General features: G+C 35.1%; 6 protein-coding genes and 2 pseudogenes (1 of these 8 cut by a window edge). 1 reads left to right on the top strand and 7 read right to left on the bottom strand.

Annotated elements, in window-relative coordinates:
* Positions 1–798, top strand: a pseudogene (locus tag K6959_RS16770) (IS1182 family transposase); it begins 768 nt to the left of the window's first position.
* A 111-nt stretch (positions 799–909) separates the two neighbouring features.
* On the opposite strand, the gene gyrA reads toward K6959_RS16770, so the two are convergent.
* The 7 genes and pseudogenes from gyrA to dnaA all read right to left on the bottom strand — a co-directional run bounded on the left by gyrA (position 910) and on the right by dnaA (position 10,292).
* Positions 910–3,393, bottom strand: a complete 2,484-nt coding sequence (gene gyrA / locus K6959_RS16765) for a DNA gyrase subunit A (protein ID WP_223087104.1) — start codon at positions 3,391–3,393, stop codon at positions 910–912.
* Between the two features lie 234 nt (positions 3,394–3,627).
* Positions 3,628–5,556 carry a DNA topoisomerase (ATP-hydrolyzing) subunit B gene (gene gyrB / locus K6959_RS16760; RefSeq protein WP_223088419.1) on the bottom strand — a complete coding sequence of 643 codons (1,929 nt, stop codon included), beginning with the start codon at positions 5,554–5,556 and terminating at the stop codon, positions 3,628–3,630.
* 327 nt (positions 5,557–5,883) lie between these two features.
* On the bottom strand, positions 5,884–6,141 hold the full coding sequence (gene remB, locus K6959_RS16755; protein ID WP_163242314.1) for an extracellular matrix regulator RemB: 258 nt from the start codon (positions 6,139–6,141) through the stop codon (positions 5,884–5,886).
* 9 nt (positions 6,142–6,150) lie between these two features.
* The gene (recF, locus tag K6959_RS16750) at positions 6,151–7,269 is read right to left on the bottom strand and encodes a DNA replication/repair protein RecF (RefSeq protein WP_223087103.1); all 1,119 of its coding nucleotides are present in this window, start codon (positions 7,267–7,269) and stop codon (positions 6,151–6,153) included.
* 14 nt (positions 7,270–7,283) lie between these two features.
* Positions 7,284–7,502, bottom strand: a complete 219-nt coding sequence (gene yaaA / locus K6959_RS16745) for a S4 domain-containing protein YaaA (RefSeq protein ID WP_163242312.1) — start codon at positions 7,500–7,502, stop codon at positions 7,284–7,286.
* A 126-nt stretch (positions 7,503–7,628) separates the two neighbouring features.
* Complete coding sequence (dnaN, locus tag K6959_RS16740; protein ID WP_223087101.1) at positions 7,629–8,765, bottom strand: DNA polymerase III subunit beta; 1,137 nt, start codon at positions 8,763–8,765, stop codon at positions 7,629–7,631.
* 182 nt (positions 8,766–8,947) lie between these two features.
* A pseudogene (gene dnaA / locus K6959_RS16735) lies at positions 8,948–10,292 on the bottom strand (chromosomal replication initiator protein DnaA).
* Positions 10,293–10,671: the final 379 nt, after the last annotated feature.

Genomic DNA, 10,671 nt, shown 5'->3' with positions numbered 1-10,671 from the left:
CTTCGGTACACATAATAGCTATTCTAAAACAGATCCAGATGCGACATTTATGCAAATGAAAGATGATTATATGCAAAACGGACAATTGAAAGCTGGTTACAATGTACAAATCGCAACTGATGGTCAATACGCGCTAACTTATAATTTATTTTCAAACCCTACAGATACACGTACGTTAATTCCATTTCTAGATGAGATCGAGCAGCATTATTTCGAGTTACCAAAACACATTGTCGCAGATGCAGGTTATGGTAGTGAACAAAACTTTAATGATATCCTTTTAAATAGAAAACGAGAAGCGCTTATTACGTATAACATGTATTTGAAGGAACAAAAGAAAAGTTTAAACAAAACATATTTAATCCCTACAACTGGTCGTATGATGAAGAAACAGATACATATACATGCCCTAATCAGAAACGTCTTGAATTTCAATATCATTCTATCCGTAATGACCGTACAGGCTCCCGACGAGAGTTCAAAATCTACGAGTGTGAAGACTGTTCTGGATGCCCATTCCGTTTATCATGTACAAAAGCAAAAGAAGGCAACAATCGAAAACGAATGGTGAATGAAAAATGGGAACAGCAAAAAGAATATGTAAGAGCAAAGCTTTCAGAAGAGAAAACGAGTGCCATCTATCGAAAACGAAAAATCGATGTGGAGCCAGTTTTTGGATTTTCGAAGGACAATTTGCGTTTCACACGATTTTCTGTACGAGGAAAATCCAAGGTGGAGAACGAAATGGGTCTCGCGTTAATGGCAGTGAATTTAAGAAAATTCACTGCCAACAACTGAGGGAATAAAGGAATATATACGCAAAGATAGAGAAAGGTGAATTTGAGTACGCTCAAATTCACCTTTCTCACTATTTGAAGCTAGTTTTGTCCCAGCCTCTTTATGTCTATTCTATTCTTCTGTTTCTTCTATTTCTTGATCGTCTAGATCATCTTCCATCTCTTCTTTTTCTACTTTTGCAACGGTTGCGACAAATTCATCTTCACTATCTTCTAAACGAATCAATTTTACACCTTGAGTGTTTCGTCCCATAGAAGAAATATCTGAAACAGCCATCCGGATGAGAACTCCGCCTGTAGTGATAACCATAATATCTTCTTCACCAGTAACAGTTTTCATCGCAACTAAACAACCATTTTTGTCTGTAATATTACATGTTTTTAAACCTTTACCGCCTCTAGACTGAATTCTATATTCTGCTTCAGGTGTTCGTTTGCCATAACCGTTTCTCGTTACAACAAGAACATCTGAGTTTTCATTAACAACTTCCATACCAATTACTTCATCGTCATCGGATAAATTGATCCCTTTTACCCCAGTTGCTATTCTCCCCATAGACCGGACATCTGTCTCAGGGAAGCGAATAAGAAGACCATTTTTCGTAGCGATCATTATTTCCTTCGTTCCGTCGGTTAATCGGACAGATATCAATTCATCATTTTCACGTAAATTAACAGCAATTAAACCGTTATTTCTAATATGAGCAAATGAAGATAGTGATGAGCGTTTTGAAACTCCTTCCTTCGTTGTGAAAAATAAGAACCCATCATCTACAAACTCCTCGACGGGGATGATTGCATTGACCCATTCGTCTTTATCAACTTCAAGAAGGTTAATAATAGGTAATCCCTTTGCAGTTCTACTAAATTCAGGGATTTCATATCCTTTCGCCCGATATACCTTTCCTTTGTTTGTAAAAAACAAAATTGTATCATGGGTCGATGTAGTTAATAAATGTTCGACAAAGTCATTTTCATTCGTTCCCATTCCTTGAATGCCTCGTCCGCCTCTTCTTTGTGAAAGATAAGTTGATACTGGCAAACGTTTAATATAGCCATTATGAGTTAATGTAATCACAATGTTTTCACGTGGTATTAAATCTTCATCTTCAATAAACTCAATGCCACCTGAGACAATTTCAGTCCGTCTTTCATCGTTAAACCGTTGTTTTATTTCAGTTAATTCTTCTCGAATAATATCGAGAACTTTTTCTTCATCTGCTAAAATTGCCTTTAATTCAGCTATTAATTTAACAAGATTTTGATATTCATCTTCAATTTTTTCTCTTTCTAAGCCTGTTAATCGTTGTAAACGCATATCAAGAATAGCTTGCGCTTGCTTTTCAGAGAGTTGAAATTTTGTCATTAATCCTTCACGTGCAATCTCAGTTGTTTGTGAACTCCGGATTAAATTAATCACTTCATCTAAATTGTCAAGGGCAACGCGCAACCCTTCCAAAATATGTGCTCTTGCCTCAGCTTTGCGCAGTTCAAATGCAGTTCTACGTCTAATGACAACTTTTTGATGTTCTAAATAATAATACAAACATTGTTTTAAATTTAAAACTTTTGGTTGTCCATCTACTAATGCTAATAAATTAATGCCGAAAGTAGTTTGCAATGCTGTATGCTTATATAAATTATTTAATAACACATTTGCATTTGCATCTTTCCGGATCTCAATGACAATTCTCATTCCGCGGCGATCAGACTCATCACGTAAATCAGTAATACCGTCAATTTTTTTATCTCTAACAAGATCAGCTATTTTTTCAATTAACTTCGCTTTATTCACTTGATACGGAAGTTCTTTAACAATAATAACTTCTTTTCCGCTCGATTTTTCTTCAATTTCAACTTTTGCCCGTAATGTAATTGAACCGCGGCCTGTTTCATACACTTTTCGAATACCGCTTCGTCCAAGAATAAGTCCTGCTGTTGGAAAATCAGGTCCTGGAATATATTCCATTAGCTCTTGGGTGGTAATATCTGGATTTTTACTTAAAGCTAAAACTCCATCCATAACTTCTCCTAGTTGGTGGGGAGGAATATTTGTCGCCATCCCTACAGCTATCCCAGAAGACCCATTTACAAGTAAATTCGGGAAACGAGATGGCATTACAACAGGTTCTCTCTCTTGGCCATCATAGTTATCTTGAAAATCAATAGTATCTTTATTAATATCACGTAATATCTCCATTGATATTTTAGACATGCGGGCTTCTGTATAACGCATTGCAGCCGCTAAGTCACCATCAACAGATCCAAAGTTCCCATGACCATCTACAAGCATGTAGCGATAGTTAAAATCTTGTGCCATTCGCACCATCGTAAAGTATACTGCCGTATCTCCGTGAGGATGATACTTTCCAATCACTTCACCGACAATACGAGCAGACTTTTTATAAGGTTTATCTGAATGCATCCCTAGATCATGCATTGCATAAAGAATCCGGCGATGAACTGGTTTTAATCCATCACGAACATCAGGCAGTGCCCGAGAAACGATAACACTCATTGCATAATCTAAAAAAGAAGTGCGCATCTCCTGACTAATATTAACTTCTTTCACACGAGAATTTGGTGTTTCAGCCATATGTGGAACCTCCTTTTCCAAACTTGGCAGTTCAAGCTTAATCAAGTGACACCTTTATTAGTCTCAAATTGATGGATAGTTGAACCATTAAATTTTCAAAACGCTAAAATAACATATTTTTGCAGAATATATAAACTTCCATCAGTCATTTCAACCCTCACCGATGGAAGTGAATAAATGTTTGTCTATTTAAGGATTTTTAAATTATATTTAAGCTTTTTATTAGAAAATATATTATAGTTTCAATATATCTAAATTCTTTACGTTTAAAGCATTTTCCTCAATAAAATGGCGCCGTGGTTCCACTTTATCACCCATTAATATTTCAAACGTTTCATCAGCTTCAATTGCATCTTCTAGACTAACTTGCAAAAGCGTCCGCGTTTCAGGGTTCATTGTTGTTTCCCAAAGTTGTTCAGCATCCATTTCACCGAGACCTTTATAACGTTGAATCAAAGCCTTAGGCTGGCTCGGTAAACGTGCCGTTATTTCATCCATCTGGCGATCATTGTATGCATATTCAATCCGCTTTCCTTGTTGAACCTTAAATAAAGGCGGCTGGGCAATATAAATATATCCTGCTTCAAGGATTTTCCTCATATAACGGTAGAAAAATGTTAATAATAATGTGCGGATATGAGCACCATCTACGTCTGCGTCAGTCATAATAACAATTTTATGATATCGAGCTTTAGAAAGATCAAAATCTTCACCAATTCCCGTTCCGACTGCAGTAATAATCATTCGTACTTCATTATTTGATAGGATCTTGTCCAACCGAGCTTTTTCGACATTTAAAATTTTACCGCGCAATGGTAATATCGCTTGAAAGTATCTATCCCGCCCTTGTTTTGCAGAACCCCCGGCAGAGTCACCTTCAACGATATAAAGTTCACTTTTAGCTGGATCCCTTGATGAACAGTCAGCTAATTTTCCAGGTAAGCTAGATACTTCTAAGGCACTCTTACGGCGTGTCAACTCACGGGCTTTTTTCGCAGCAAGCCTTGCTCTTGAAGCCATTAAGCCTTTATCAACAATTTTTTTTTCAACAACTGGATTCTCTAATAAAAAACGTTCTAAATGTTTCGTGAAAATAGCGTCTGTTACAGTTCGTACTTCTGAGTTCCCAAGTTTTGTTTTTGTTTGCCCTTCAAATTGAGGGTCCGGGTGCTTAATTGAAATAATCGCTGTCAAACCTTCACGAACATCTTCACCTAAAAGATTTTCGTCATTTTCTTTAAAAATGTTATGCTTCCGTGCGTAATCATTAATAACCCTTGTTAAAGCAGTTTTAAAGCCTGATTCATGTGTCCCGCCTTCATGAGTATTAATGTTATTTGCAAAGGAATAAATATTACTAGTGAAACTATCATTGTATTGAAGAGCAATTTCTACTGTTATGCCGTCTTTCTCTCCCTCAATATAAATAGGATCATGAGCAACTTCTCTTGTCCGGTTTAAATGCTCAACGTATGATCTTATACCGCCCTCATAATGATATTCATTCTTTTTGTTCTCTACGCGCTTATCTTCAATCGTTATTTTTAAATTTTTATTCAAAAATGCAAGCTCTCTTAATCGGCCTACAAGTATATCGTAATCGTACATAACTGTTTCTGTGAAAATTTCTTTATCTGGTTTAAAATGAGTCGTTGTCCCAGTATGGTCCGTTTCACCAATTACCTTTAATTCTTCCTTCAGTACACCGCGTTCAAATTTAATAGAATAAATTTTTCCTTCTCGATGAACATACACTTCTAAAAACTCAGATAGGGCGTTAACAACTGAAGCTCCTACGCCATGTAATCCCCCTGAAACCTTGTAGCCTCCGCCGCCAAACTTCCCTCCAGCATGAAGAACTGTCATAATGACTTCGACAGCTGGACGTCCCATTTTCTCCTGTATACCGACTGGAATTTCTCGACCATTATCCCTAACTGTAATGCTATTATCTTCTTCAATGATTACATTTATTTCTGAACAATATCCTGCTAAAGCTTCGTCAATACTATTATCAACAATTTCCCAAACGAGATGATGGAGTCCCCTTGCACTTGTTGAACCGATGTACATCCCCGGACGCTTTCGAACGGCCTCGAGTCCTTCAAGAACTTGTATTTGATTCTCATCATAACTTTGTTCACTTATTGCCTTTTGATCCATAGCCACATCGATCACCTACACTTTCTATATCTCGCAATATCATTTAACTGTAAAAATACATCACTAAGAGAGAGTGAAGCTTCGGAAACTTTTTCAACATTTAGGACATGATCATTTGAAAATATTTTAACAAACAACAAATTATCTATGTTAAATAGAGCTTAAGTTCGCCCTATGCTTGATTTTAAAAATTTAAGAATCTCATTAGTTTGTATTTCGTTATAAGCTTATGAACTACGAACTCGATTCGCTTTCACCTTGTTTTTCGTCTCGATTATTTGAAGGATTTTCAAATTTATTTATAACTAAAAAGATTAAAAAATTCCGCTATTCATTAGAAAAATCTTGTATGATTAACTTTTGTGACCGTTTTTTTAAAGTTAGTGAAGAAATAGGGGAAAGATAAACTTTATCTTCAGTTACAACAACAGATTTGTAATTATTTTTAGCTAAATTAACAACATGGTCATCGATATCCTCTAGAAACTTTCTTGAATTGGCGGTATTATCCATACTATTTTTATCTATTATCACAATAATATCGTTTGATTTTACAAGAGTATCTTCTCCAATATGAACATACATAACTTCACCTCATTGGACTTTGCCAATTTGTCCTGCCTCAACATTAAACAGGGAAGCATTATTTAATGTTTGGTGGTCAATTCCTTCAATACTCGTAGTCGTTACAAAAGTTTGCACTTTTCCTTGAATCGTATTTAATAAATGTGATTGGCGAAAATCATCTAATTCAGAAAGAACATCATCCAATAGTAAAATTGGGTACTCACCAATTTCAGAATGGATTAACTCTATTTCAGCAAGTTTAACTGATAAGGCAGTAGTTCTTTGCTGACCTTGAGATCCGAACGTTTGCACATCGCGATCATTGACGAAAAAAAGAACGTCATCACGGTGCGGACCAAACAGCGTAGTTCCCCGTTCAATTTCTTTTTCCCCTATTTTAATAAATTTTTCTTGAAACACTTCTATCATTTTCGACAATTGATGCTCTTCTAATACATCAACGGACGGTTTATATACAATTTTTAATGATTCTTGATCACGTGTAATACCCCCATGAATAGGTTTCGCCCACTTTTCAAGCATTCTTAAAAAATTAAAGCGCTTTATAATAATTTTAACAGCAACGTCAATAAACTGCTCAGTTAATACTTCAAGTACTGTCTTATCCGTTTGTTTCCTCGTTTGGAGTAGCTTTAAAAATTGATTTCTTTGCTGTAAAATTTTTTGATATTTTCCGATGTCATGAAGGTATAATGGAGATACTTGCCCAATTTCCATATCAATAAAACGACGTCTAACTTGTGGGCTCCCTTTAACAAGATGAAGATCTTCAGGTGCGAACATGACTACGTTCAAGTTCCCTACGTACTGGCTTAATTTCCGCTGCTCAATATGGTTACATTTGGCCTTTTTACCTTTTTTAGATATCGTTAGCTGCATTGGCAATGCGCCATGGTATTTTTGGATCCTACCTTCTATTTTAGCATACTCTTCTTCCCAGCGAATAAGTTCTTTATCATTTGACGTTCGATGGGATTTGGCCATTGCCAAAACATAGATCGATTCCATTACATTTGTTTTACCTTGAGCATTTTCCCCTAAAAAAAAGTTTACTTTATTTTCAAATTCTATCTCCAAGCTCTCATAGTTACGGTAATTTTTCAACTGTAGTTGCTCAATATACATTTTTTTAATGCCTCTTACTTTCGAGAAACGAGAAATGTTCCAACATTCGGAATTTCAATTTGATCACCGACTCGAACTTTTCTACCTCTTCTTTGATCCTGTTCACCATTAATAAATACATGCTGTTCATTTAAAAACCATTTAGCCATTCCACCAGATTGAATGATGTCAGCGTGTTTTAAAAATTGACCGAGTGTAATATGTTCTGTGTCAATCTTTATTACTTTTGTCATCTACTCACTACCTTCATAAAAGTATCTAATACTTTATTTTACTAAAAAAAAAGAAAATACACAAAAGAGGCCCTTTAAGTGGCGAATTTAACAAAGCTGCCAGATAAATTCTGGCAGCTTTGTTAATTAATACGTGCGTACTGGAAGAATAAGTTGAAGAATCGAATCATCATGAAGCGGACGAATAACAAAAGGCCGCATCGCTCCGGTAAAGGAAACGGTAATTTCTGAGCCTTCTATTACTTTCAATGCATCAAGCATATATTTAGCACTAAAGGAAATTTTCAACTCTTCGCCTATTATCGATTGAGCTTGAACTTCTTCAATTACTTTACCTATTTCAGGTGTATTTGACGAAATTTCAATCAAATTATTTCCATTTGCAGAAAGTTTGACAACATTATTTTTTCCTTCACGTCCAAGTAATGAAGCGCGGTCAATTGCTTGTAGAAATGATTTTGTCATAACAGTAATATCTGTTTTGCTCTCTGTTGGAATTAATCGAGCTGTTTCAGGATAATTTCCTTCTAGCAACCTTGAGAAAAATAATAAATGCTTTGCTTTAAAAAGAACTTGATTTTCAGTAATAACAATTTCAACTGGATCATTTGAGTCATCTAAAATTTTGCTTAACTCATTTAAACTTTTACCAGGAATGACGACATTGTAGATCGTATCATCTTCTGTCTCTATACTTGATTTTCTTAATGCGAGTCTATGACTATCTGTTGCAATACAGATTAACTCATTATTTTCCACCTTCAAGTTGACACCTGTCAAGATGGGACGTGTTTCTGAGGTGGACACTGCAAATACAGTTTGGCGAATAATCGTTTTTAATAGATCAGTAGCAATCCGAAAAACATGACTGCCTTCAATATGAGGTAATCGAGGGTATTCTTCTGCATCTAATCCGTTTAAACTAAATTCTGAATGACCGGACCGAATAATTGTTAGAAAGTGATTCGTTACTTCAATTTCAACAACATCTAACGGCAACTTTTTTACAATATCACTAAAAAATTTTGCTTGTAAAACGATGGAACCGTATTCTTTTATTTCAACAATTTCATCCCCATCTTCCTCTTTAGGAATAAAAGAATCTATTGTAATATCAGAATCACTTCCAGTTAATGTTACTCCTTCATCTGATGCAGTTATTTTAATCCCTGTTAAAATTGGAATGGTTGTTCTTGGAGCAACGGCTTTCATAACATCTTGTACACTTTGAACGAGATGATCCCGTTGGATAATAAATTTCATTTTTTTAATCCTCCATTAAACATAATTTATTGCTAAGATCATATTATTTATATTTTAAAAATATAGTAGAAGTACTAGTAGTGCCTGTGGTTATGTGGATAACTCTCATTTTGAATGGAAACACAGCCTATCCACATGTGGACAGACTGTGCTTAATTCTTTAAAAGTTATACACAGAATTCCTATACTTTTAAAATTTCCTTGATTTCTTTTAGTTGTCTTTGCAATGTTTGATCAGTTTGCAAAAGCTTAGAGATTTTTTCATGAGCATGAATAACAGTTGTATGATCTCGTCCACCAAATTCTTCCCCTATTTTTGGGAGTGAAAAGTCAGTGAGTTCCCGGGATAAATACATAGCAATTTGGCGAGGATAAGCAACTGATTTTGTGCGTTTTTTTGCTTTAAAATCTTCCAATTTAACGTTGTAATGTTCTCCGACCGTTTTTTGAATATCAAGGATTGTAATTACTTTTGGTTTAGAACTAGGAATAATACTTTTTAAAGCTTCAGCAGCAAGATCAGCATTAATATCTTTATTAATTAAGGATGAGTAAGCAACAACTCGAATTAATGCACCTTCAAGCTCCCGAATGTTTGAATCAATTTGGTTAGCAATATAAAGCATGACTTCATTAGGAATATCTAAGCCTTCTGCTTTTGCTTTTTTACGAAGAATAGCAATTCTAGTTTCCAAGTCAGGAGGGGTGATATCAGTAATCAATCCCCACTCAAATCTAGAACGCAAACGATCTTCTAACGTTGGAATTTCTTTTGGCGGACGGTCACTTGAAATAACAATTTGTTTGCTTTCCTCATGTAATGTATTGAAAGTATGGAAAAATTCCTCTTGTGTCTGTTCTTTTCCTGCTAGAAATTGAATATCATCTATTAGTAAGACGTCTACATTTCGATACTTATTTCTAAAATCAACGGCCTTATTATCACGAATTGAATTAATAAATTCGTTTGTAAATTTTTCAGAAGATAAGTATAGAACTTTTGCTGAAGGATTATGCTCAATAACATAGTGTCCGATTCGCATGCATAAGATGAGTTTTCCCCAAACCTACTCCACCATATATAAAAAGTGGATTATATGCTTTTGCGGGAGCTTCTGCTACAGCTAACGAGGCAGCATGAGCAAATCGGTTCCCGGAACCGATAACAAATGTATCAAACGTATACTTAGCATTCAACATATTTTGCGGCAATTCGGGCTCTTCGATCTTCTTCTTTTTCCTGGCAGGAGTATTGGCATTAGTTTCTTCATCATTTTTCGTTTGCGGAATGATAAATTTTACTTCTAAGTTTTCACCAGTAATTTCATATAAAATACTGGATATTAGCTTAGAGTACCGTTCTTCTAACCAATCACGAGCAAACTCGTTCGGAGCCGTAACGACTAATGAATTCCCTTGGAGTGCATAAGCGACTGTCGATTTTAACCATGTTTCGAAACTAGGTTTACTTATTTTTTTTTTTATTTTAGTGAGCGCATTATTCCAAAGGTCTGCAATATTTTCCAAAAGATGTCCCCTCCTTTATGTATTTTTTCCAAATAGCGGATTTAGATTATTGAAAATGACTATAATTTTATAAATATACGAACCTAATAATGTGGAAAACCATATAATAAGGATGTAAAATGAAGTTTCGACAATATCCACTAACTGTGGACAAGTTTTATAAAGACAAGTGAATAACATATCCACAACATATCCACATTTTGTGGATAACAAAGTTTAAAATCGTTTTATTCACAGAATGAAAACACAAATATGATATCAAATTATGTCAAGTGGTGCAATGTCTTTAATTACTTTATCCACAAGTAAAACACATGTGAGTATATATTGTCCACAATTATTATATTTGTGAAAAAGTTGTCAATATGTGTTGTGGATA

Source organism: Bacillus aquiflavi (assembly GCF_019915265.1).
In the GTDB taxonomy this organism is placed as follows: Bacteria; Bacillota; Bacilli; order Bacillales; family Cytobacillaceae; genus Bacillus_BT; species Bacillus_BT aquiflavi.
The sequence above is the reverse complement of the archived record's forward strand: the minus strand, read 5'-3'. Positions and strand labels throughout refer to the sequence as shown.

Bases quoted from the DNA above. Each gene is read 5' to 3' on its own strand.
- gyrB (WP_223088419.1), bottom strand. From the start codon at position 5,556: ATGGATCAAAAGGCAATAAGTGAACAAAGTTATGATGAGAATCAAATA.
- gyrA (WP_223087104.1), bottom strand. From the start codon at position 3,393: ATGGCTGAAACACCAAATTCTCGTGTGAAAGAAGTTAATATTAGTCAG.
- yaaA (WP_163242312.1), bottom strand. From the start codon at position 7,502: ATGACAAAAGTAATAAAGATTGACACAGAACATATTACACTCGGTCAA.
- remB (WP_163242314.1), bottom strand. From the start codon at position 6,141: ATGTATGTTCATATTGGAGAAGATACTCTTGTAAAATCAAACGATATT.
- dnaN (WP_223087101.1), bottom strand. From the start codon at position 8,765: ATGAAATTTATTATCCAACGGGATCATCTCGTTCAAAGTGTACAAGAT.
- recF (WP_223087103.1), bottom strand. From the start codon at position 7,269: ATGTATATTGAGCAACTACAGTTGAAAAATTACCGTAACTATGAGAGC.